This is a genomic window from Pseudomonas sp. OTU750018 (assembly GCF_011636575.1).
Lineage (GTDB): Bacteria > Pseudomonadota > Gammaproteobacteria > Pseudomonadales > Pseudomonadaceae > Aquipseudomonas > Aquipseudomonas peli.
The window spans coordinates 1,114,618-1,137,545 of the sequence record NZ_JAAPAU010000001.1; the positions used below are offsets into that span (position 1 = coordinate 1,114,618).

The following is a 22,928-nucleotide window of genomic DNA, read 5'->3' on the forward strand; positions in this document are numbered from 1 at the left end:
CATTCATTACGGGAGGGGCTTTAGCCGCGAGCCCCTTCCCGAGAAATGTTCAACCCGCCAAAGCTAACCGTCCAGCCGGCGCATAGGGCGCGGGATCAACTATTGGCGCACGCCCAAGCATCAGATCCGCCAGTAATTGGCACGACGCCGGCGCCAGCACCAGTCCATTGCGGTAATGCCCGCAGTTCAGCCACAGGCCATCATGCCCCGGCACCGGCCCAATAAACGGAATCCCCTCAGGCGAACCAGGCCGCAGCCCTGCCCAATGCCCCACCACCTCAGCCTCCGCCAGCGCCGGTAACAACTCGATAGCAGAGGCTTTCAAGCTGGCCAGCGCCTCATCAGTTGGCGTTTTATCGAAACCAGCATGCTCAAGCGTGCTACCAATCAGAACGTGCCCATCACGACGCGGGATTGCATAACGCCCCTTCGCCAGCACGATGGCAGGGAGAAAGTCTTCGGCACATTTGTACAGAATCATCTGCCCCTTAACCGGCACCACCGGCAACTCAATGCCAAGGGTTTTCATCAGCTCGCCCCCCCAAGCACCCGCAGCGAGCACCACCTGATCTGCATACATATCACCCTTTGCGGTATGCACACCCGTGATACGCCCACTCTCGCGAATAAACCCACTCACCGCACAGTTTTCATGCACGGTGACATTGGGCATCTGCTCTAGCGCCACACGCAGCGCCTTGACCAAGCGCGGGTTGCGCACATTCGCCACATCCGCCATCTGCACAGCCCGCCCGAAGCCCTCCGCCAACGCAGGCACCGCGCGCTGCACAGCTGACACATCCACAGACCGCAACGACATCCCCTCACGCCGCGCCCACGCCAGCGCCTCCGTTTCGTCCTCCAGATCCAACCAATACAGCCCTGTTACATGCACTTCAGGATCAATCTGCGTCTGCCTCAATAACTGCTCGGCCAGTCGCGGATAGAAATCCTGCGACCAATGAGCCAATGCCGTCACCGCTGAACTGTAACGCCAGGGATAAAGAGGCGAGACGATTCCGCCGCCGGCCCAGGAAGATTCGCGGCCTGCCAGACACCTCTCTACAAGCTCAAGAGGCCTGCCCTGCCTTGCCAAAGACAGCGCAGAAAGCAACCCGATTACCCCACCACCAATAACAATATCGCGGCCTGAAGATTTCAAACTGGCAACCCTTGAATAATCATCTTTAATCAAATTGCTCCCACGGATAGGGATACAGACAGGATGAAACGGAATAGTACAGGTACGAGCCTGATTGAGCTTTTGACAGGTATAGGCATTTTAGGAATCAGCGCGTCGCTGGCCATACCCACTCTGCAGGACGCACTTGCCAGACATCAGCTAACAAGCACCAGCAGCGCACTCTATAGCTTGACGCATCAGGCAAGACTCAGCGCAATAAACCGCCAAACAAGAGTCTCACTGTGCCCACTTGTCATGAATGGCGAGTGCTCAGCCAACTGGCAATTACCAATCAGTATTTTTACAGATATCAATGGTAATCGCCGACTTGATCCAGAAGATGAAATCCTCAATACCTATGAAAGCCCCAGCTCTGTAGAAATCAGCTGGCGAGGAATGGGCAACAGTAAAAGCCTTCACTTCAACCGCCAGGGCATCACGTTTGTCAGCAATGGCAGCTTTCACTTACGAGGCGGCAATCGAACGATACGATTGACCATCAACCGCCTGGGAAAAATCAAATCCGAAGTAATCGCTGCGCCGCTTACGCCCTGAGTAGCACCGACCATCCCCCAGTGGTTGCCCTATACCGCTCGTAACCTTATGGTCAGCCTAAGGCATAAGGGGTCTGGCATGCACAGAAAAAATGGTTTCACGCTTATTGAGCTTCTAATAACGCTAGCGCTGCTAGCCATTCTCATGGGAGTTGCAATCCCAAACATGACGCAATTCCTTGTCAATCAGCGCGTCTCGGCCCAAGCCAACGAATTGATCAGTTCTCTGGCACTCGCACGTAGCGAAGCCAGTAAACGCAATGCAAATATTGTTGTGCTCCCAGTCACGAATACCCCCAATGGCTGGAGTGGAGGCTGGTGTACAGGCCCTGCGACCATTGATAACTGCCTCCATGCAGACGTAATCACCCACTACCAACCCAAAGCCAGCGACGTGACTATTACGTCTACTTACTTGGAAAGTGGTAACCGCCTGACATTTCGGCGCGATGGGACCCTACTGTCTCCAGGCGCTGCGGCACCATTCAAGATCACTTCCGCTCGCCTCACTGCAACAAGTAGTAATGCCCGATGTATCAGCCTGAACGGCCTCGGAAAAGCCACAATCACCAAGGTGAAACCTGATGTCGACTGCTAAATTCAACCAGTTTTGCCAGGGTTCATCACTGATCGAAATTCTGGTTACGCTACTCATCTTTGCGGTGGGGCTTCTGGGTTTTGCGGGGCTACAACTCAACGCCCTACAAAGTACAGCTGATAGCAGCCAGCGCTCGCAGGCGGTATGGATCAGCCAGGAGCTTGCAGAACGCATCCGGGCGAACCCTGAAGCCAGCAACGCGGTTTACGCGGCAGTGGCGACCGACTGCGCCGCACTACCGGCACAGATCTGTGCGGATCACTATGACCCAGTCAATGCCGCCAAGGTCAACGCTGCGAATTGCACAGCTGCACAAATGGCAGCCTTTGATCTCTGGGAGGCAAGGTGCACATACAGTGGCACAGCTACCTACCAAGCTGATGCAGTGGCTGCCGAAGGCCGCTACAACAGCCGTGACTTTCTTGCCCGACCTGCCGGCGCAGCCCCCCCCCTTGCACTTCAGGTCAACGGCACTCGCCTGAGCATAACGACCAACTGGCTAAGCACTGCGTCCCGATCAGCAGCCGGCGTGGGCGCAGGCGAGAATCTTTCGAATCGCCTGGAGGTACAGCGGTGATTAGTACACGGCAAAAAGGCCTCAGCATTATTGAGCTACTGGTAGCGATGGTAATTGGACTGATTCTGCTGCTGGGCGTGAGTCAGGTCTTCCTCTCTAGCCGGCAAACCTTCGCAACTAATGATGCAATGACCAAACTTCAGGAAAATGGACGATTCGCCCTAGAGTTCATTGCAGCAACGGCAAGACAGGCCGGTTACCTCTCGCCCGGTTCATCAGAAGGCATGCCATTTCCAGTAGAACCTATTAACTGTGGGAGAGGTTCCGCAGCTAGCAACCCATGTACATTCAGTGGAGTTGGAAACGCGTCCGACCGAGTTAGTTTCAGTGCCGAACCCGCGGTTGTAATTGATGGGAGCTTGCGTGACTGTACTGGCAGCGCTGTTCCGATTAACAAAATCATAATCAACTCATACTTCATCATCCCTCCAGATGCAAACAATCCGCAGCCTTCACTAGGCTGCAGCTCCTATAACCGATCGGATAGTGGTTGGTTGGTGCAAAATCAACGACTGATTGACGGCATTGAGTCACTTCAAGTGCTCTACGGCATTGCGTCGAATGCAGACCCATTCAGTGTCGGAAGCTTTATTTCTGCCGATAGAGTGGAAGCTCAAAACAAATGGAAAGATGTGCTCGCCGTGCGGATTGCAGTTCTGGCCAATAGCCTTGACCCGGTTAGCCCACCACCCGTGCAGCGTAATTATTACTTGCTGGATGCCCCTCCAATAACCCCTGCCGCAGGCGACCAACTATCCCGACAGATATTCACAACAACAGTTCAACTCAAAAATATTTATTGAGGTTGGTATGCCAAGTACAGCCGGACCATACAAACAACAAGGCGCAACACTGATTGTCGCCCTTGTATTTTTGTTGATATTAACCGTCGCAGGTGTCACTGCTGTCAGACTATCAACCAATAGTGAACACATGGCAAGCAACAGCCAATTCAGGGGATCTGCATTTCAATTGGCTCAGAGTGAATTAAAAGCGCAAGTTTTCAACATGAACACGAACGTAGCCAATAGGCAACCGTTGCTAGATGCTAAAGCCAGACCACTGGAAGCAACCGCACGCTACCCTGAACGCCGCGCTGCATTAGGGCTCGCGCCCCGCATAGCCGAAGCAAACCTCACCCAAGCAACTAATACAAACTCGCTGGGTATTGTTGACTGCTTATTATTCGGCGACGGTACTTCTGCAGAAAAATTTAACTGCGACCAATTTGAATTAACAGCACGTTCAACCCTAACCAGCGGAGCCTTCTCCGAGCAAGTCGGCGGACTGGTTATGTCCACGCCCAAATGAATCGAGGACACCCGATGAAAATTTTATTCAGCGCCATTATCTTTATTTTTGCGACTACTGCATATGGCCTTGCCAATGCGGAGACGCCAGGCGAAAGATACATAGAGCATGCAGAAATAATTCTTAACCTGGAGCGCACTGACGGAACAGAGAATGCCCACGGTTATTTACTCGCAAAACCGTGCGAAAACTGTACACAGACCCGTATTGAAGTAAATGAATCCACCGAAATATTCCTGAATGGAAAACCTACAAAATTAGATGCATTGGCTCTGAAAATTGACTGGCAAGGCATGGTGTTTTTCAACAGCGGCTCACCTGCCATTGCCACTCGACTAATGCTGCAGTGAGCTGAGGGAAAAATCATGTACGAAAAGAAAAAAATAGCGACCGGCACACTAGCATTCAGCTACCTATTCCTATCATTACAAAGCGGCATAACTTTTGCCGATGACACAGAAATTTATTTGACGCGGGAGCTTCCTGCCGACCAACGTGTCCGTCCTAACATCATGTTCGTTATTGACACATCAGGCTCCATGCTAAACGGCGTCCCCGGCACAAACTGTCGCGCCCTAGTTGTCCCTAACAACTATGGATCAACACCACAGAATTGGTGCACAAGCACCAGGCTACCCGACGACAGGAGGAATAATGGCACTCTTACACGCATGGAGGTGGTCAAACAAGTCGTTAGCCAACTGGTAGATGAACTGGCTGTTTCCAACGATTCAAATATTGGTCTTGCACGCTTTGACTCGAACAGTAACGGCGGTTTTATCAATGTCCCTGTTGGCCGCGCTGCAACTGTTGCCAGCAACTTCAAAACACAACTCCGCAGCTACTATGCAAGTGGAGGAACACCACTCCTTGAAAGTTATCACGAAGCAGCAATTTATCTGCGCGGAGAAAGCCCACGCTATGGCAACTCCACACGCGGAGTCATAGAAGACGGGACCGGTGCACGAACCGTGAATCCATGGAGAAGCAATAGCGCCGCTTTTACAGGCAGCAGTTACAAGTCACCAATAGAAAACTCATGCCAGAAATCTAACATTATTGTACTGACTGACGGACTACCTAACGGCGACGTAGGAAGTAACACTGCCATTCAGTCCTTGGTAGCGGGCAAGAACACTCAATACACCTCGTGCAACCGAAACTACCCAACTGATGGTGCGGCAGCCGATGGTTGCTGGATGCCGGGGCTCTCCGAATACCTAGCGAATCAGGACAACTCCCCAGCAGCTGGCAAACAAACCATCAATACCTACACAGTTGGCTTCGGCAATATTGGCAACTCGCAACTGCTTCAAGACACAGCAGACTATGGCGGCGGAAAATTCTTCACAACCAGCGATACGTCGGGCCTGGTCAGTGCTTTAAAAAGTATTGTGGTGGACATTCTTGCAGAAAACACATCATTTACCACGCCCACTGTATCAGTAAGCGCCTACAGTAACTTTGGCTATCGCAACGATCTTTACTACGCACTATTCAGACCCGCCGAAGGTGCCCGCTGGGTCGGTAACGTAAAAAAATACAAGGCCGTAACCGACACAACAACTGGCGATCTTATCGTTACAGATGTTAACGGCCGCAACGCTGTTGATTCTTCGACAGGCTTTTTTAAGGATACCGCACAAAGTTTCTGGAGCCCCTCGGCTGATGGTCGAAACGCTGAAAGTGGTGGCGCAGCAAGCACGCTTACCAACCCAAGCATGAGAAAAATGTTCACTTATACAGGCACAACTCCACTGGCAGGCCCAGGAGCTACCGGCACAATCAACCTGACACTCAGTTCGAATGCCTTAAACACCAGTAATGTTTCAAAAGCATTGCTGGGCGATGCCTCTATGTCAGATGACTATAAAACTAAACTCATCAGTTGGGCACGTGGTAGCGACCCAGGTGTAGCAGGCTCTCCGGCACGCCTTCAAGTTGCCGATGTACTGCACAACGCCCCAAAAGTTGTCGCCTATATTAGTGATGAGGACTTGACCCGTGTGGATGCAGGAAATACCGAGGACAAACTCGTCTTGTTCTATGGCACAAACGAAGGTCACATTGCTGCGATAGACCCAGAGACCGGCGCAGAGCTTTTTGTTTATATCCCTAAAGAGCTCCTGCCAAATCTCAAGGCCTATTATGACAACCCTAAAGGTAGCGCTAGCAAGAAATATGGTATAGACGGGCAGTTCGGCCTTAAAGTTAGCTATGGCTCGGCGGATGCAGTACGTAAGGTTCGCCCGGTTTCTGAAGTCATACTGTATGCAGGCATGGGGCGCGGTGGCCGTAACTACTATGCTCTAGATGTTAGCCCAGCGAACAGCGGAGAGCCCTCCACTATTCAGCCCAAATTAAAATGGGCAATTGTTGGCGGGACAAATGGCACACCTTACCAGCGTCTAGGTCAAACGTGGTCGACTCCTAAAGTTAGCAAAATAAAGTGGAACGGCAGCGCACGGGACGTACTTATCTTCGCCGGTGGTTATGATCCTAATCAAGACGATGACACACCAAATACCCCTAACAATGATAGCTACGGAAATGCACTCTATATAGCTGACGCAAACACAGGTGAACGCCTCTGGATGGCTGGCCCTAACCCAGTCACAGGAGAAACTTCACCTGCAAACCTGCGCATAACAAGCATGACCAATAGCATTCCAGCAGACCCAACCTTGATCGACATCACGGGTGACGGCTTGATTGATACTATTTTTGTCGCAGATACGCGCGGGCAACTGTTTCGTTTTGATCTTGACCCACTCAGCACAGGCGCAAGTAACCTGGCAACAGGTGGACGGGTAGCCAATTTTGGCGGAACAACCGCACTGGACAACCGTCGTTTCTACAACGCACCGGACGTAGCCCTGATAAAAGAACGGGGCAAGCAACCTTTCTATACGATCGCACTGGGTTCCGGTTATCGCGGTCATCCACTTAACGAAGACACCATTGATCGATTCTATGTAATCCGAGATACAAATGTAGCCAAGAAGCCTGCTACTTACGTCACCATTACTGAATCTGACATGGTAGATGTCAGCAGCATTGATCCGACCGGAACGACTGCAACTGATATACAAAACCGTATCAATGGAAAACGCACTGAAATTGCCACACTTACCGCGGCTGAAGCAGCTGCACGCGACGCCCTGTCAAACTACCAGTCAAGTGTCGGCTACATTGCAAAACAACAGGCCCTCTTACAAACGAACAATGACATTAACTCCAAACAGGAGGCTATTGAAGCAATCATCAGTGCCGACCCTTTTATTGTTGAACACGCAACAGAAATGGATGCGCGCACACAACTCAATAATCTCATTGTTGAAACACTTGATGGACTCAAGTCATTAAATGCGCTTTCGGCACCCGTAACACACCCTAATGCGCAGGCATTCCTGGCTGCCCAGCTTAACAATGCCAACACAGCGGATTGGGGGCAACTTCATTTGAACCTACAGGTTCTTAACACAACCCCCGACACTGAATATCAAGCCGTAGTAGCAGCAGAAGATGCTCTAAAAACGGCACGGGCCAACAACCAACCTGATACAACAGCCCTGGAAGCATCACTTGCCTCTGCCGTTGCTGCCCACGAAGCGTCATCGGCCTTTATTCAGCGGCAAGAGATAGTTGACAACCAGAGCGAACTTGGAAACAAACTCAATCAAATTCTGGCACTACAAAACAGCATATTCCAAACACTTATCAATAATGACGCTACTGATGTAAGTGCAGATTTTGCAGCACTAGACACGCTCAAAACAGAGGTCAGTTCGTTAATCCCAGGTTTGAGCCAGAATGCGACCGGACCAACAACCAATAGCGACATTCTTTCTGTAGAAGCAGCTACTCGGCAAAGCCAAGCCGACAGTGTTGCAATCAGCACACCGCTGAATAGCGAGGCGGCACGCCTTTCAACGCTGCAAAGCGAGCAGACCGCTCTGAGCAGCCAGGCAGCCAGCCAACTCGCCGATCTTGCAGCGATCAGTGACAAACCATATGACGGCAGCGAACCCGCGCTCACGCCAGCGCAGGTGGCGGCGGCAACAGCAGCGGACGTTGTACCACCGCTAAGTATTTTTGATGCATTTAACTACTTAATCGAAGCCAAACGCCTGGAGGCAGTAAACCGAATACCAACGCTGCGCAACGATATCAATGAACTGTATGCACAACTCAGTCCTGGCAATAGTTATGTTCCAGATCTGTCTGCGCTCAATAACAGCAAAGGCTGGTTTATGCGCTTCCCAATTGGCGAAAAAGTACTGTCTAGCTCAATAAGCTTCCGCGGCGCAGTGCTGTTCTCGACATTCCGCCCCAGTGGACAGCAGGTAACGACCTGCGGACCAGATGTCGGACGTGGAAGGTTCTATGCCCTCAACCTGACAGACGCCACATCAATTTTTACTGAAACAATAAGCGGCGTAGCTACAGATAAGCGTGGATTTGACCTGACTCACGGAGGAATTCCACCTCAGCCAGCAGTTATTCTTCGCGAAGACGGTCGTCCAGGCTTACTTTGCGGTGCAGAGCGTTGCGAAGGTGGTGAAGACGATGGGATTAAACCACCGCCTAAGTGCAAACCTACCGCTCTGTTCTGCGATCCAAACGCAGGCGGACTGAAACCTACCTACTGGAGAGAAAATTAATGCACCGCCAGCAAGGCTTTACCTTGATCGAACTGATGATCGTCGTAGTGATTCTTGCTGTGTTAGCAGCCATTGCGGTGCCTAACTACCAGGAATACCTCTTGAAGAGTGGTCGAAGTGAAGGTCAGGCCAAACTGTTAGAAGTTATGCAGATGCAAGAACGCTTCTACTCACAGAACCAGACCTATACCACTAATCTTGGGGCCGGAGCAGGCGGACTTGGGTATGCAGGTGTAGCCGCAAATGCGGCTGCCCCTTCAGAAGACAGGCGCTACCTGATAACTGCAGCAGTTTGTGCAGCAGGCATCCCTATCGCAGCCTGCGTGCTGTTAAGAGCAGCGCCTCAGGGCTCTCAAGCTGCGGATGCCACATGCAGTACGCTAACTATCAACAGTCGCGGTGTTAAAGGCATAGTAGGGGGAACAGGAACTGCAGCTACCTGCTGGTAGAACGAATAAAGGCCGGGATACCGGCCTTTTTATTGCGCGAATAGAAGTGCCTACTGCCGGGTAATGACTCTCAACTCCTTCGGCATCGAGAACGTCACATTCTCTGGCCGCCCCTGCAGCTCTTGGGCGCCTGTTGCACCCCACGCGCTAAGTTGCTGAATAACGCCTTGCACCAGCACTTCGGGGGCTGATGCACCTGCCGTAATACCGATGCCCGCCACACCGGCAAACCACTCTTTCTTGAGATCTTCTGCCCCATCGATCAGGTAAGCAGGCGTACCCATGCGCTCAGCAAGTTCGCGCAAACGGTTGGAGTTGGAGCTGTTGGGGCTGCCGACCACCAGCAGCACGTCACATTCAGCTGCGAGCTGTTTGACGGCGTCCTGGCGGTTCTGGGTGGCGTAGCAGATATCGTCTTTGCGCGGGCCGCCGATGGCGGGGAATTTACTGCGCAGGGCATCGATTACCTTGCTGGTGTCGTCCATAGACAGAGTGGTCTGGGTCACAAACGCCAGCGCTTCGGGGTTACGTACCTCAAGCGCTGCCACATCTGCTTCATCTTCCACCAGGTAGATACTGCCGCCGTTGCTGGCGTCGTATTGGCCCATGGTACCTTCGACCTCAGGGTGGCCTTCGTGGCCGATCAAGATGCACTCGCGTCCTTCGCGACTGTAGCGCACCACTTCCATGTGCACCTTGGTTACCAGCGGACAGGTGGCATCAAATATCTTCAAACCACGACGCTCAGCCTCGTTGCGCACAGCCTGGGAGACGCCGTGAGCGCTGAAGATAACGATAACGTCATCAGGAATCTGATCCAGTTCTTCGACAAAGATTGCGCCGCGCGAACGCAGGTCTTCGACCACAAACTTGTTGTGCACCACTTCATGACGCACGTAGATCGGTGGACCGAAGACCTCCAGAGCGCGGTTAACAATCTCAATGGCGCGGTCGACGCCGGCACAGAAGCCACGGGGATTGGCGAGTTTGATATGCATGGCGGTATCTCGACGGTAGACCTTGCGGGCTAGTGTACGGCGCGGCCGCACGCACTGGGAAAGCAATCTGTGTAAGCCGCCGTGATCGCGAGGATCACGCGGGAACACGCAAGACGAAACCCGCTCCCACAGGAGCGAGCTAAACCTTAGAGCGCTTTGACCTCAATAATTTCAACATCGAAGCTCAGCGCTTTGCCGGCCAACGGGTGGTTGAAGTCGATGGTCACCTTGGCGTCATCAAACGCTTTAACCACGCCTGGCAACTCGGCATTGGCCGCGTCGTTGAAGATCACCAGTAGGCCTTCCGACAGCTCCATATCCTGAAACTGACTGCGCGGCATAACCTGGATATTCTGCGGATTACCCTGACCGAAGCCCTGCTCCGGACTGATCGGCAGGCTACGTTTGTCGCCCGCTTTCAAGCCATAGATGGCCTGCTCAAAGCCTGGCAGCAGGTTGCCGTCGCCGACCTTGAAGGTGGCGGGGCTTTTATCGAAGGTGCTGTCCACCACATCGCCGTTGTCCAGCTTGAGGGCGAAATGCAGGGTCACCTGCTTATCCGGGCCGATACGCACGTCAGTCATTTGCCTATTTCTCCGGACTTTTCACTTTTGAACATATCCAGCGCCAGCAGGATGGCACCACCGGTAATCGCCATGTCAGCCACGTTGAAGGCTGGGAAGTACCACTGCTGATGCCAATGCAGCAGGATGAAGTCGACCACATGGCCAAACACCACGCGATCGACCAGGTTACCCAGTGCACCACCCAGAACTAACGCCAACGCCACCGCAAGCCAGGTTTCGCCAGGTTTTAGGCGCTTGAGCCATACCACCAGCACTCCGCTCACCACCACGGCAATCGCGGCGAAGAACCAACGCTGCCAGCCGGCGGCATCGGCCAGGAAGCTGAATGCCGCACCGGTGTTGTAAGCCAGGGTCCAGCTAAAGTAATCGGGGATGATCACGATCTGCTGGTACATGCTCAGGTTGTTGTCGAACCAGAACTTGCTCGCTTGATCGACTACAAACACCAACAGACTCAGCCACAACCAGGCCAAACGCCCGAAACGACTAGCGTTATCACGCATAGTGACGAACCTCACCTGCGCCTTCGATGTTGTCCACGCATCGCCCGCAAATTTCCGGATGCGCTGGGTTCACCCCAACGTCCTCGCGGTGATGCCAGCAACGGGTGCACTTGGCATGCCCGGACTTCAGCACTTTGAGCTTGAGCCCCGCGACTTCGGTTTCCACAGCATCACTCGGCGCGCTGGCGAGCGGCGCCAGGCTGGCGGTGGAAGTGATCAGCACAAAGCGCAGCTCGTTGCCCAGTTTGTTCAGATCAGCAATCAGGCTGTCTTCGGCATACAGGGTGACTTCCGCCTGCAGGTTGCCGCCGATGGCCTTGGCTGCACGCAGGTTTTCCATCTCCTTGTTTACCGCGACCTTGACCGCCATCACGCGCTCCCAGAACGCACGATCCAGCTCGAAGCCTTCCGGCAGCTCGTTCAGGCCCTGATACCAGCCATTGAGCATTACCGACTCGTTACGCGCACCGGGCAGGTATTCCCACAGCTCATCGGCGGTGAAAGACAACACCGGAGCGATCCAGCGCACCAGGGCTTCGGCGATGTGGAACAGCGCGGTCTGGCAGGAGCGACGCGCCACGCTGTCGGCGGCGGTGGTGTACTGACGGTCCTTGATAATATCGAGGTAGAAACCGCCCAGCTCCTGCACGCAGAAGTTGTGCACTTTCTGGTAAACGTTCCAGAAGCGATAGCTGTCGTAGGCTTCTTCGATTTCGCGCTGCAGCAACAGGGCGCGATCTACGGCCCAACGATCCAGCGCCAGCATGTCTTCCGCAGGCAGCAGGTGCTGCGCCGGGTCGAAGCCGCTGAGGTTGGAGAGCAGGAAGCGCGCGGTGTTGCGGATACGCCGGTAGGAATCGGCGCTGCGCTGCAGGATGACCTTAGACACGGCCATCTCGCCGGAATAGTCAGTAGACGACACCCACAGGCGCAGGATATCGGCACCCAGACTGTCATTCACTTCCTGCGGCGCAACAACGTTGCCCAGGGACTTGGACATCTTGCGACCGTTCTCGTCGACCACGAAACCGTGGGTCAGCAGCTCTTTGTACGGCGCGTGGCCGTCGATGGCTGCGCCCGTCAGCAAGGATGAATGGAACCAGCCGCGGTGCTGGTCGGAGCCTTCCAGGTACAGGTCGGCACGCGGGCCACTGGCATGGCCCAGGTTGTGCGAACCGCGCAGCACGTGCCAGTGGGTGGTGCCGGAGTCAAACCAGACATCCAAGGTGTCACTGATCTTGTCGTAGTCGGCGGCTTCATCGCCCAGCAGCTCGGCGGCGTCCAGCTTGAACCAAGCCTCAATGCCCTCTTGCTCGACACGTTTGGCCACCTCTTCCATCAGCTCAGCGCTGCGCGGGTGCAACTCGCCCGTAGCCTTGTGCAGGAAGAACGGGATTGGCACACCCCAGTTACGCTGACGCGAGATGCACCAGTCCGGACGCCCGGCGATCATGCTGTGCAGACGTGCCTGGCCCCAGGCCGGAACGAATGCAGTCTGCTCGATGGCCGCCAGCGCGCGCTCGCGTAGGGTGCCGCATTCGTTAGGCTGCTTATCCATGCCGACGAACCACTGCGCGGTTGCGCGGTAGATCAGCGGGGTCTTATGGCGCCAGCAGTGCATATAGCTGTGCTGGATAGCCTCGTGCTTGAGCAACGCGCCGACTTCGTCCAGCTTGGCGACGATGGCCGGATTGGCCTTCCAGATAAACTGGCCGCCAAAGAACGGCAGGTCACTTACATACACGCCGTTGCTCTGCACCGGGCTGAGGATGTCGTCATTGCTCATGCCGTAGCCTTTGCAGGAACGGAAGTCGTCCTCACCATAGGCAGGTGCCGAGTGCACCACGCCAGTGCCGGCGCCCAGCTCAACGTAGTCAGCCAGATAGACCGGGGCAAAGCGCTCATAGAACGGATGACGGAAGCGGAGCAGCTCCAGCGCTGCACCTGGCGCGGTGGCGATCACGTCGCCCTGCAGGCCATAGCGGGCCAAGCAGCCTTCCACCAGTTCTTCGGCCAGCAGCAGCAGACGCTCGCCGGTATCGACCAGCGCATAGGTAAATTCAGGGTGGACGTTCAGCGCCTGGTTGGCCGGAATGGTCCAAGGCGTGGTGGTCCAGATCACGATGGCAGCAGGCTTCGGCAGGCTGGCCAGACCAAATGCGGCGGCCAGCTTGTCGGCATCTTCCACTACGAAGGCGACGTCGATGGCATCGGACTTTTTGTCCTGGTACTCGACTTCGGCCTCAGCCAGCGCGGAACCGCAGTCGAAACACCAGTTGACCGGTTTCAGACCCTTGAATACGAAACCCTGTTTGACCATCTCGGCCAGCGCGCGGATTTCGCCCGCTTCGTTGGCAAAGTCCATGGTTTTGTAAGGGTTGTCCCAGTCGCCCAGTACACCGAGGCGCACGAAGTCGGCCTTCTGCCCTTCGATCTGCTCACCTGCATAGGTACGGCAGCGCTCGCGGGTCAGGTCGGACGGCTGATTCTTGCCAAAGGTGGTTTCCACCTTGTGCTCAATCGGCAGACCGTGACAGTCCCAGCCCGGCACATAGGGAGCGTCGAAACCGGCCAGGGTCTTGGAACGGGTGATGATGTCCTTGAGAATCTTGTTGACCGCATGACCGATGTGAATGCTGCCATTGGCATAGGGCGGGCCGTCGTGCAGAACAAACTTCGGCCGACCTTCGCCTTGCGCGCGCAGCTTCTGATACAGGCCAATCTCGTTCCAGCGCTGCAGAATCTGCGGCTCGCGCTGCGGCAGGCCGGCCTTCATCGGAAATTGGGTGTCAGGCAGATTAAGCGTGGCTTTGTAATCGGTCATTTCAGGCTCTTCGTAAGCGATTGGCACCCAGCAGTTGAAGCCGGGCGCTTAAACGCGCCAATGGGCACGGGCGGCAGCAATATCGGCAGCAATAGCCGTCTTCAATGCCTCAAGGGAGGCGAAACGCTGCTCATCGCGCAGCTTGTGGTGGAAAGCCACCGTCAAACGCCGGCCATATAAATCACCGGCAAAGTCCAGCAAATGCACTTCCAGATGAGCGCGACCATCACCGGCCACGCTCGGGCGCACACCAATGTTGGCCACACCCGGCCAGGTTTGGCCGTCAATCTCGGTGCTGACCAGGTACACGCCTTTGAGCGGCACCCGCTTGCGCTTGAGCTGCACATTGGCAGTCGGCGCATTCAGCTGACGCCCCAGTTTCTGCCCGTGCAACACCCGTCCGGCAATCTGAAATGGCCGCCCGAGCAGGTGCTGCGCCAAGGCAAAATCACCGGCATCAAGGGCTTCACGTACCCGCGTACTGCTGACGCGAATACCGTCCAGCTCAACCGTGCTGGCAGCCTCGACGCTGAAGCCTTCGCGCTCACCGGCCTCGGCCAGAAAGGCAAAGTCACCGGCGCGGTCACAGCCGAAGCGAAAGTCGTCACCCACTTCCAGATGCTGCACACCCAGGCCTTCCACCAGCACACGATGCACGAACTCAGCCGCGCTCAACTCACGCAAGCGGCGGTTGAAACTCAGGCACAGCACTCGATCAACACCTTCGGCAGCCAGCAGAGCCAGCTTGTCGCGCAACCGCGCCAGGCGCGCCGGTGCTACATCAGGTGCAAAAAACTCGCGCGGCTGCGGCTCGAAAATCAACACGCAACTGGGCACGCCAAGCTCGGCGGAACGCTCACGCAAACGCGCCAAAATGGCCTGATGACCACGATGGACGCCGTCGAAATTCCCGATGGTGGCGACACAGCCCCGATGCTGGGGCCGCAAGTTGTGTAGGCCTCGAACCAGCTGCATAACGCGCTTCTTGCTCATAAAGTGGTCGATTATACGCACACCGAGCAGCGGACAACAGGCAGCAAATCAGCTGCAACTCAGAGCGCACTGCGGCGAGCAAAATCCTTCAAACGGAACCCCAGCAGCGCCAACACGGCCAAATAGGCCAACATGCCCACACTCACCAGCCCACCCAGGCGCAGTAAACGCCAGAGCATAGTGCTGTCCGCCCAAGCTGGCAGCTGCTGCATAGCCAGCAGCAACACCACCACCATCGCCAGCAGCGCCAGCAACAACTTGCCGAGGAACAACGCCCAACCCGGCTGTGGTTGGAACATGTCGCGCTTGCGTAGCTGCCAGTACAACAGACCAGCATTCAGACAGGCGGCCAGGCCGATGGCCAAAGCCAAACCGGCATGCGCCAAGGGAATCACAAAGATAAACAGCACGTTCATCGCCTGGGTCGCCAGCAATGTCACCAGACCGATACGCACCGGGGTTTTGATGTTCTGCTGGGCGTAGAAGGCAGGCGCAAGAATTTTCACCAGAATGATGCCGACCAGCCCCAGCGAGTAAGCAACCAAGGCCCGCTGGGTCATCAAGGTATCGTCAGCGGTGAACTTGCCGTACTGGAACAGCGAGGCGATCAACGGCTCGGAGATAATCGCCAACGCCAACGCACTGGGCAGCGCCAACACCAGACACAAACGCAGCCCCCAGTCGAGCAGCTTGGAATAGTCCTCACGACTGGCGCTTGCATGGGTTTTCGACAAGGCCGGCAGCAGAATGGTGCCTAACGCCACACCGAGCACACCAGCAGGCAACTCCATCAAACGATCGGCGTAGTACATCCAGGACACTGAGCCTGCCACCAGAAAGGAGGCAAAAATCGTATTGATGATCAGCGAAATCTGGCTGACCGACACCCCGAAGATCGCCGGCCCCATCTGCTTCATCACGCGCCATACACCGGTGTCTTTGAGGTTCAGGCGCGGCAGCACCAGCATGCCGATCTTGTGCAAATGTGGCAGCTGGAACAGCAACTGCGCCAGCCCCCCCACCAGTACCGCCCAACCCAGCGCCATGATCGGCGGATCGAAATAGGGCGTCAGAAACAGGGCGAAGACGATCATGCTGACGTTGAGCAGGGTCGGCACAAAAGCCGGCACCGAGAACCTGTTCCAGGTATTGAGCACAGCCCCCGCCAGCGAGGACAGGGAGATCAGCAAGATATAAGGAAAGGTCACCCGCAGCAGGTCGGTGGTCAGCTCAAAGCGCTCCGCCTCATCAGCGAAACCAGGAGCGGAGGCCCAGACAATCCACGGCGCCGCGAGGATGCCGATAAAGGTTACCAGCGCCAGCACCAGAGTCAGCAGGCCTGTCACGTAAGCGAGAAACGTGCGCGCCGCCTCATCGCCCTGCTGGGTTTTATATTCGGCCAGAATCGGCACAAAGGCTTGAGAGAACGCGCCCTCGGCAAAAATCCGCCGCAGTAGGTTGGGCAGCTTGAACGCCACCACAAAGGCGTCCGAGGCCACGCCAGCGCCGAAGGTGCGGGCAATGATGGTGTCGCGCACAAAGCCCAATACACGCGAAAGCATGGTCATGGAGCTGACGGCGGCCAACGACTTGAGCAAATTCATGTAGTATCCCGGCTCCGCAAACAAGCACTGGCGCGCAAAGGCGACGAGTGTAGCGGTCTGCCGCTGGTCAGGCCAGCACAGGGAAAAGCCAACAGGCTTGACAGCACTCCCTCATATCGGCATGATTCGCGGCCTTATTTGTTTGTAACCCCCAGAATTTTTCTTCGAGGAGCTTGACGGTGGCCAATACACCTTCTGCCAAAAAACGCGCAAAACAGGCTGAGAAGCGTCGTAGCCATAACGCCAGCCAGCGCTCGATGGTTCGTACTTACATCAAGAACGTCGTCAAGGCTATCGAAGCCAAAGACGCCGCTCTTGCAGCCACCGCTTACACCCTGGCTGTGCCGGTAATCGACCGCATGGCCGATAAAGGCATCATCCACAAGAACAAAGCCGCTCGTCATAAGAGCCGCCTCAATGGCCACATCAAGGCCCTGAGCGCTGCTGCAGCTGCCTAAGCTGTTTGCGACACGCTACTCGTTCTTGAAAAACCGGCTTAACCGCCGGTTTTTTATTGTCCGCAATAATTGCTGGCGCAGCCTGCAACGCCCAGAGACAATCGCCACCGGTGGCAAACCACAAAAAAGCCCGAATCACTTCGGGCTTTTTTTGCTTCAGGGCTTTTGCGGCCAGGGCAGAATCGGAATGGCCGTCACCGCATTCTGCGGACTCCCCTCGATTACCCGATCGCTGTAGACCAGATAAACCAGGGTATTGCGCTTCTGATCGAAGAACCGCACGACCTGCATGGTCTTGAATACCAGCGAGGTACGCTCACGAAACACCTCCTCGCCCTCCTTGAGCTTTTCCAGGAAGCTGATCGGGCCAACCTGGCGACAGGCAATCGACGCCTCGGCACGATCCTCGGCCAGGCCCAGACCACCCTTGACGCCACCGGTCTTGGCCCGCGACAGGTAGCAGGTCACGCCCTCCACCTTAGGGTCATCAAACGCCTCGACGACGATTTTGTCGTTCGGCCCCATAAACTTGAAAACCGTCGACACTTCACCGATCTGCTCGGCCGCCGCCAATCCAGGCAACAGCACAAGCGCACCCAGCAATCCCTTAACCAATCGCATCAGCCTTCCCTCAAAACCCATTCAAAGTCTCGCGAGCTAGAGCCATGCAAGGCAAAAACAGGCGAGGAAGCGGAGTGTACTTTTGTACATGAGCATTCTGAGCCTGTTTTTAACGCAGCAGGGCCGACGCGCAGCAGGCTTTGTGCAGGCTTTCAAATCAGGATCAAATTATCCCGATGAACCAACTCGGGCTCATCAACATAACCCAGCAGCCTCTCGATGGCATCCGACGACTGACCGATGATCTTTTGCGCCTCAAGCGCACTGTAGTTAGCCAACCCACGGGCAATCTCGCGGCCATCCGCCGCCACGCAGACCACCATCTCACCGCGGCGAAAGCTGCCCTGTACGGCCTTTACGCCAACTGGCAACAAGCTCTTGGTCCCGGTCGCCAGCGCCTTGACCGCACCATCATCCAGCACCAGAGTGCCGCGCGTCTGCAAATGCCCGGCTAGCCACTGCTTACGCGCTGCCAGCATACCGCGCTCAGGCGCCAGCAGCGTACCCAGGCGCTCGCCCGCCTTGAGCCGCGCCAACACCTGCTCAATGGCACCACCAACGATTACCGTATGAGCACCGGAACGCGCCGCCAAACGCGCCGCGCGCAGCTTGGTCTGCATACCGCCACGTCCGAGCGCACCACCCACGCCACCCGCCACAGCATCCAGCGCCGGATCATCGGCGCGCGCCTCGAAAATCAGCTCGGCATCAGGGTTATGCCGCGGATCGGCGTTATACATGCCGTCGCGATCAGTAAGAATTACCAACAGGTCGGCCTCGACCAGATTGGCAACCAGCGCAGCCAGGGTGTCGTTATCACCAAAGCGGATCTCATCGGTAACCACGGTGTCGTTCTCGTTGATCACCGGCACCACATCCAGATCCACCAGCGTACGCAGCGTGCTGCGCGCATTCAGGTAACGCTTGCGATCAGACAAATCGTCATGGGTCAGCAGAATCTGCGCCGTGCGCCGGCCATGCTCGGCAAAGCTCGACTCCCACGCCTGAATAAGCACCATCTGACCAATAGCTGCCGCCGCCTGTAACTCGTGCATGGCGCTCGGTCGCGCAACCCAGCCCAACTTGCTCATGCCCGCCGCCACCGCACCGGAGGACACCAACACCAACTCAACACCCTGCTCACGCAGCGCGACCATCTGTTTGACCCAAACCGCCATGGCCGCACGATCCAAACCACGACCATCAGCGGTCAGCAGGGCACTGCCAATCTTCACTACCCAGCGCTGCGCACCGGTTACCTTGTCACGCATGATCTTCCAACCTTAGCCGCGACCTGTGATTACAAAAACGCCGCAATTAAGCGGCGTTTTTGTAGTTGCTTAATCCCGGACGTAAATGATTTCCGGGCCATCGTCTTCGTCTTCTTCATCCCAGAAGCTGTCGTCTTCATCGACATCACCGACTGCCTTGACTCCGGAACGACGCAGCGCGCGCTTGTCGTCCAGCGCCTGCAGCTGAGCGCGCGCCTCGTCCTCGATGCGCGTATCCAGCTCGGCCAACTCGGCGGCGTACTCTGGGTTTTCCTGAATGCGCTCAGCGCGCGCCTCAAGGAAGTCCATGATGTCATAACAGAGCTTCTCAGTGCCCTGGCGCGCCAGCGCAGAAATCACATAAACCGGCCCAGTCCACTCGATCCGCGCGACGATTTCAGCAATCCGCGCTTCCTGCTCTTCATCGAGCATCTGGTCAGCCTTGTTCAGCACCAGCCAGCGCTCACGCTCAGCCAGCGACGGACTGAACTTGGTCAGCTCATCAATAATGGTAGCTGCCGACTCGGCCGGATCGGTCAGATCCAACGGCGCCATATCGACGAGATGCAGCAACAGACGGGTACGCGACAAATGCTTGAGGAAGCGGATACCCAAACCAGCACCGTGTGAAGCACCCTCGATCAGCCCCGGAATATCGGCAACCACGAAGTTCTTGTAACGATCGACACTGACCACACCCAGGTTTGGCACCAGGGTAGTGAAGGGGTAGTCAGCAACTTTCGGCTTGGCGGCCGACACGGAGCGAATGAAGGTGCTCTTGCCGGCATTCGGCAAGCCCAGCAGACCGACATCGGCCAACACCTTCAATTCCAGCTTGAGATCGCGCGACTCGCCCGGCTTGCCCGGCGTGGTTTGCCGTGGCGCACGGTTGGTACTGGACTTGAAGCGGGTGTTACCCAGACCATGCCAACCGCCCTGTGCCACCATCAAACGCTGACCAGCGCGAACCAGGTCACCAATCACCTCCTGAGTACCGGCATCGATCACCGTGGTACCAATCGGCACCGGCAGGATCAGATCCTCACCCTTGGCACCGGTACAGTCGGTACTGCCACCCTTCTCACCATTCTGCGCCTGGAAACGACGGGTATAGCGGTAATCCACCAGGGTATTGAAGTTCTCGACTGCCTCGATATACACCGAGCCACCGTCACCGCCATCACCACCGTTGGGACCACCTTTCTCGATGAACTTTTCACGACGAAAAGCCATCATGCCGTTACCGCCGTCGCCGGCTTTTACAAAAATCGATACTTCATCGACGAATTTCATTTTTACGCCTCCCGCAATCACGCGGGTCATCTAAACCGAGAAACACCAGGTTCTTGCAAAATTGACCTGCATTCAAATCGAACGCTAACACCCAGGACAGTTTGGCAAGAACCCCAAGAATACAGAAACAAAAAAGCCCCGTCGCAAGGACGGGGCTTTCCCAGCAGTCGCGCTATTAAGCCGCAACGACGCTCACGTAACGGCGGTTGAACGCGCCTTTTACTTCAAACTTGATCACGCCTTCGATTTTCGCGAAGAGAGTGTGATCTTTACCCATGCCAACGCCGTAACCGGCGTGGAACTGGGTGCCGCGCTGACGCACGATGATGTTGCCTGCTTTGATAGCCTGGCCGCCATACATCTTCACGCCAAGGCGTTTGGCTTCTGAGTCGCGACCGTTGCGGGTACTACCGCCAGCTTTTTTGTGTGCCATGAGTTCAATACTCCTATAAAGGGATCAGACCGAAACGAATCAGGCCTGGATACCGGTGATTTTGATCTCGGTGTACCACTGACGGTGGCCCTGGCGCTTCATGTGGTGCTTACGACGACGGAACTTGATGATGGTGACCTTGTCGTGACGACCTTGAGCGATCACTTCAGCAACAACTTTGGCACCTTCAACAACCGGAGCGCCGATTTGAACGTCGTCGCCATTGCCGACCAGCAGAACACGGTCAAAAGTCACAGCTGCGCCAGTGGCCAGCTCGAGTTTTTCGACCTTGAGGAATTCGCCTTCGGTGACTTTGTATTGCTTGCCACCAGTAACAATTACTGCGTACATGGTAAATCTCCGTTAATCCTGCTCACCCAGCGCTTTATAGGAATAAGTGTCGGCTGGCATGGCTGCTTGGGGCCTTCAAGGACACCCTTGCAATTGCGTAAGGCAGGGAAATACCCAGGGGGAAGTTCAGGGTGCGCGATTGTACGCAAGCAGCCAGCGCGACGCAAGGCCCCGACACCCAGAGCACCAGCCTCTTGCCTTGACAGCCCCTACCCTGCCCCCTAGCATGCCGCGCAACCCATGAGTAGCAGGTGCAAGCGATGCAACCCCAGGCTTTCTACCGCGTGGTGGCGGATGACTTTACCGCCGTCGACGGCATCATCCGCGCCCAACTGGTGTCGCGCGTACCGCTCGTAGAGAAGATCGGCGACTATATTATCTCCGCTGGCGGAAAACGCCTGCGGCCTTTGCTGGTTCTGCTCAGTGGTAAGGCGTTGGGCATTGAAGGCGACAACCTGCGCCTGCTCGCTGCCACCATCGAATTTCTGCACACCGCCACCTTGCTGCACGACGACGTGGTCGACATGTCCGACATGCGCCGCGGCCGCAGCACCGCCAATGCCCAGTGGGGTAACGCGCCAAGCGTGCTGGTCGGCGACTTCCTTTATTCGCGCTCCTTCGAAATGATGGTCGAGCTTGGCTCCATGCCGGTGATGAAGATCCTTTCAAAGGCCACCCGGGTGATCGCCGAAGGCGAAGTGCTGCAACTGTCGAAGATCCGCGACGCCAGCACCACCGAAGAAACCTACATGGAAGTCATCCGCGGCAAGACTGCGATGCTCTTCGAAGCCTCGACCCACAGCGCCGCAGCACTGGCGGGCGCCAACGCCGAACAGACCGAAGCGCTGCGCACCTTTGGCGACCACCTCGGCGTGGCCTTCCAACTGGTCGATGACCTGCTCGACTACCGTGGTGATGCCACTACCTTGGGCAAGAACGTCGGCGACGACCTGGCCGAGGGCAAGCCGACCCTGCCGCTGATCTACACCATGCGCGAAGGGACGCCTGAACAAGCTGCACTGGTACGCCAGGCGATCCAGAAAGGCGGCATCGAAGACCTGGAAAGCATCCGTAATGCCGTAGAAGCGGCTGGGGCACTGGACTACACCGCACAGCAAGCGCGTGACTTCGCCGAGCGCGCCATCGCTTGCCTGGATGCGCTGCCCGCCAGCGAATACCGCGACGCACTGATCGAACTCAGCCGCTTTGCCGTAGCCCGCACGCACTAAAGTTTCCCAGGACAGACAAAAGCCCGCCCATATGGCGGGCTTTTTATTAGCAGCGATCCACAGCAATCACACCGCGCGACAAAAGGCAGCGATTAATCCTTGCTATAAATATAATAAGAATTATTCTCATCCAACCACTTGAAAGGGAGATGAGTCATGACCTATCTGATCGATGCCTGGCTGGACCGCCCGCAGCCGTATCTACGCATTCTCAATCGCAACACCGGCGAAGTTTGCGCCCTGCTTAAGGAAGATGCCCTAGATGAGCTGCGTGATCAGGGGGATCTGGATCTGCACGAGCTGAACTCCAGCGAGCCGCTAGTGCTTAAAGAGTTGGTGCGTAATCTGTTTCTCTACTGCTACGCCCGAGCGTTGCGCCCCTGAAACGCATCGCGGGCATGGCCCGCTCCTACATCAAGTAAGAGCG

The 22,928-nt window shown here is 56.0% G+C and carries 23 protein-coding genes; 11 read left to right on the forward strand and 12 right to left on the reverse strand.

All coding sequences use genetic code 11. The features are described 5' to 3' along the window. Positions 1-49 precede the first annotated feature (49 nt). Positions 50-1,192 carry a glycine oxidase ThiO gene (thiO, locus tag HCI85_RS05370; protein ID WP_241693756.1) on the reverse strand — a complete coding sequence of 381 codons (1,143 nt, stop codon included), beginning with the start codon at positions 1,190-1,192 and terminating at the stop codon, positions 50-52. Positions 1,193-1,225: 33 nt separating this feature from the next. Between thiO and HCI85_RS05375 the strand changes: the two genes are divergently transcribed. The 8 genes from HCI85_RS05375 to HCI85_RS05410 all read left to right on the forward strand — a co-directional run bounded on the left by HCI85_RS05375 (position 1,226) and on the right by HCI85_RS05410 (position 9,336). Then, on the forward strand, positions 1,226-1,738 hold the full coding sequence (locus tag HCI85_RS05375; RefSeq protein WP_167142743.1) for a GspH/FimT family pseudopilin: 513 nt from the start codon (positions 1,226-1,228) through the stop codon (positions 1,736-1,738). Positions 1,739-1,816: 78 nt separating this feature from the next. Beyond that, on the forward strand, positions 1,817-2,335 hold the full coding sequence (locus tag HCI85_RS05380) for a GspH/FimT family pseudopilin (RefSeq protein ID WP_167142746.1): 519 nt from the start codon (positions 1,817-1,819) through the stop codon (positions 2,333-2,335). After that, positions 2,322-2,912 carry a type IV pilus modification protein PilV gene (gene pilV, locus HCI85_RS05385; RefSeq protein WP_167142749.1) on the forward strand — a complete coding sequence of 197 codons (591 nt, stop codon included), beginning with the start codon at positions 2,322-2,324 and terminating at the stop codon, positions 2,910-2,912. Before HCI85_RS05380 ends, pilV begins: the two co-directional genes overlap by 14 nt. Next, positions 2,909-3,715, forward strand: a complete 807-nt coding sequence (locus tag HCI85_RS05390) for a PilW family protein (protein WP_167142752.1) — start codon at positions 2,909-2,911, stop codon at positions 3,713-3,715. Before pilV ends, HCI85_RS05390 begins: the two co-directional genes overlap by 4 nt. Before the next feature lie 7 nt (positions 3,716-3,722). Further along, positions 3,723-4,223 (forward strand): pilus assembly PilX family protein, encoded by a 501-nt coding sequence (locus HCI85_RS05395; protein ID WP_167142755.1) that lies wholly within the window; start codon positions 3,723-3,725, stop codon positions 4,221-4,223. 14 nt (positions 4,224-4,237) lie between these two features. Next, positions 4,238-4,573 (forward strand): hypothetical protein, encoded by a 336-nt coding sequence (locus tag HCI85_RS05400; protein WP_167142758.1) that lies wholly within the window; start codon positions 4,238-4,240, stop codon positions 4,571-4,573. 15 nt (positions 4,574-4,588) lie between these two features. Then, positions 4,589-8,887 (forward strand): pilus assembly protein, encoded by a 4,299-nt coding sequence (locus HCI85_RS05405; RefSeq protein ID WP_167142761.1) that lies wholly within the window; start codon positions 4,589-4,591, stop codon positions 8,885-8,887. Continuing rightward, a complete protein-coding gene (locus HCI85_RS05410; protein ID WP_167142764.1) occupies positions 8,887-9,336 on the forward strand; it encodes a type IV pilin protein in 450 nt (149 codons plus the stop codon). The genes HCI85_RS05405 and HCI85_RS05410 overlap by 1 nt, the downstream gene beginning before the upstream one ends. Before the next feature lie 50 nt (positions 9,337-9,386). Here HCI85_RS05410 and ispH read toward each other — a convergent pair whose 3' ends face one another. The 6 genes from ispH to murJ form a co-directional block, all read right to left on the reverse strand. Then, positions 9,387-10,334, reverse strand: coding sequence for a 4-hydroxy-3-methylbut-2-enyl diphosphate reductase (ispH, locus tag HCI85_RS05415; protein ID WP_167142767.1), 948 nt, complete (start codon positions 10,332-10,334; stop codon positions 9,387-9,389). 146 nt (positions 10,335-10,480) lie between these two features. Continuing rightward, on the reverse strand, positions 10,481-10,918 hold the full coding sequence (locus tag HCI85_RS05420) for an FKBP-type peptidyl-prolyl cis-trans isomerase (RefSeq protein WP_167142770.1): 438 nt from the start codon (positions 10,916-10,918) through the stop codon (positions 10,481-10,483). Beyond that, positions 10,915-11,424 (reverse strand): signal peptidase II, encoded by a 510-nt coding sequence (gene lspA, locus HCI85_RS05425; RefSeq protein ID WP_167142773.1) that lies wholly within the window; start codon positions 11,422-11,424, stop codon positions 10,915-10,917. Before lspA ends, HCI85_RS05420 begins: the two co-directional genes overlap by 4 nt. Further along, entirely contained in the window at positions 11,417-14,248 is a 2,832-nt protein-coding gene (gene ileS / locus HCI85_RS05430; RefSeq protein WP_167142776.1) for an isoleucine--tRNA ligase, read from the reverse strand. Before ileS ends, lspA begins: the two co-directional genes overlap by 8 nt. Before the next feature lie 48 nt (positions 14,249-14,296). Next, positions 14,297-15,223 carry a bifunctional riboflavin kinase/FAD synthetase gene (ribF, locus tag HCI85_RS05435; protein WP_167142779.1) on the reverse strand — a complete coding sequence of 309 codons (927 nt, stop codon included), beginning with the start codon at positions 15,221-15,223 and terminating at the stop codon, positions 14,297-14,299. Positions 15,224-15,300: 77 nt separating this feature from the next. Continuing rightward, positions 15,301-16,845 carry a murein biosynthesis integral membrane protein MurJ gene (gene murJ / locus HCI85_RS05440; protein WP_167142782.1) on the reverse strand — a complete coding sequence of 515 codons (1,545 nt, stop codon included), beginning with the start codon at positions 16,843-16,845 and terminating at the stop codon, positions 15,301-15,303. A gap of 179 nt (positions 16,846-17,024) precedes the next feature. Between murJ and rpsT the strand changes: the two genes are divergently transcribed. Next, a complete protein-coding gene (gene rpsT, locus HCI85_RS05445) occupies positions 17,025-17,303 on the forward strand; it encodes a 30S ribosomal protein S20 (protein WP_160085557.1) in 279 nt (92 codons plus the stop codon). 156 nt (positions 17,304-17,459) lie between these two features. On the opposite strand, the gene HCI85_RS05450 is transcribed toward rpsT, so the two are convergent. The 5 genes from HCI85_RS05450 to rplU form a co-directional block, all read right to left on the reverse strand. Beyond that, positions 17,460-17,924, reverse strand: coding sequence for a CreA family protein (locus HCI85_RS05450; protein WP_160085558.1), 465 nt, complete (start codon positions 17,922-17,924; stop codon positions 17,460-17,462). A 152-nt stretch (positions 17,925-18,076) separates the two neighbouring features. Beyond that, positions 18,077-19,195: a glutamate 5-kinase gene (proB, locus tag HCI85_RS05455; RefSeq protein WP_167142785.1), complete on the reverse strand. Its 1,119-nt coding sequence runs from the start codon at positions 19,193-19,195 to the stop codon at positions 18,077-18,079. Between the two features lie 69 nt (positions 19,196-19,264). Continuing rightward, a complete protein-coding gene (cgtA, locus tag HCI85_RS05460; RefSeq protein ID WP_090249412.1) occupies positions 19,265-20,488 on the reverse strand; it encodes an Obg family GTPase CgtA in 1,224 nt (407 codons plus the stop codon). Between the two features lie 175 nt (positions 20,489-20,663). Next, positions 20,664-20,921: a 50S ribosomal protein L27 gene (gene rpmA / locus HCI85_RS05465; RefSeq protein ID WP_085584170.1), complete on the reverse strand. Its 258-nt coding sequence runs from the start codon at positions 20,919-20,921 to the stop codon at positions 20,664-20,666. A gap of 39 nt (positions 20,922-20,960) precedes the next feature. Further along, the gene (rplU, locus tag HCI85_RS05470; protein ID WP_090249415.1) at positions 20,961-21,272 is read right to left on the reverse strand and encodes a 50S ribosomal protein L21; all 312 of its coding nucleotides are present in this window, start codon (positions 21,270-21,272) and stop codon (positions 20,961-20,963) included. 260 nt (positions 21,273-21,532) lie between these two features. On the opposite strand from rplU, the gene HCI85_RS05475 reads away from it, so the two are divergent. Continuing rightward, positions 21,533-22,501: a polyprenyl synthetase family protein gene (locus HCI85_RS05475; protein WP_167142790.1), complete on the forward strand. Its 969-nt coding sequence runs from the start codon at positions 21,533-21,535 to the stop codon at positions 22,499-22,501. Positions 22,502-22,657: 156 nt separating this feature from the next. Further along, positions 22,658-22,885 carry a PA4570 family protein gene (locus HCI85_RS05480; RefSeq protein ID WP_090249418.1) on the forward strand — a complete coding sequence of 76 codons (228 nt, stop codon included), beginning with the start codon at positions 22,658-22,660 and terminating at the stop codon, positions 22,883-22,885. Positions 22,886-22,928 lie beyond the last annotated feature (43 nt).